Genomic DNA, 818 nt, shown 5'->3' on the forward strand with positions numbered 1-818 from the left:
GTTGTTGGTGGTGACACTTCGGCAGCGAGGCTTCCGCGGTGCCCGCCAAGGAACCCATCGATCCCCGTGTCCGTCTTGCGATCTCGCGGTGGCCCGACGACGCGCCGCGCGGGGCGGTCTCGACGTTCTGCGTCGAGCACGGCATCTCCCGCAAGTCGTTCTACGAGCTGCGCAAACGCGCCCGAGCCGATGGGCCCGCGGCCGTGCTCGAGCCCCGGTCGCGGCGGCCGCGGTCGAGCCCGTCGAAGGTGACCGAGCAGGTCAAGGCCCAGGCCGTCGCGGTGCGAGCCGCGCTCGAGGCGTCCGGGCTCGACCACGGCCCGATCAGCGTGCACGACAAGATGCGCGCGATGGGCCTGGCCACGGTGCCCTCGACGGCGTCGTTGGCGCGGATCTTCCGCGAGACCGGTGTCGCCCGCCGCGAGCCGCGCAAGAAGCCCCGCTCGGCATGGCGACGGTTCGTCTACCCGGCACCGAACGCCTGCTGGCAACTCGACGCCACCGAGTACGTGCTGGCAGGCGGCCGCAAATGCGTGATCTTCCAGCTCATCGACGACCACTCCCGCTACGCGGTCGCCTCCCACGCCGCGCGCGGCGAGACCGCCAAGGATGCGATCACCGTCTTCGACAAGGCCGTGGCCGCCCACGGCGTCCCCCAGCGACTGCTCTCCGACAACGGGACCGCGCTCAACCCCACGCGACGCGGCATGGTCGGGCGGCTCGTCGCCCACGTCGCCGAGCTGGGCACCGAGGCGATCACCGGCAAGCCGAACAAGCCGACCACCCAGGGCAAGAACGAACGCTTCCACCAGACCCTG

General features: G+C 71.4%; 1 protein-coding gene. It reads left to right on the forward strand.

Features of this window, described 5'->3' with window-relative positions:
• Positions 1-38: 38 nt before the first annotated feature.
• On the forward strand, positions 39-818 hold a 780-nt coding region (locus tag ABD993_RS36490; protein WP_425569251.1), incomplete at its 3' end, for a DDE-type integrase/transposase/recombinase.

The sequence above is a fragment of the Pseudonocardia xishanensis genome, from assembly GCF_039541715.1.
Lineage (GTDB): Bacteria > Actinomycetota > Actinomycetes > Mycobacteriales > Pseudonocardiaceae > Pseudonocardia > Pseudonocardia xishanensis.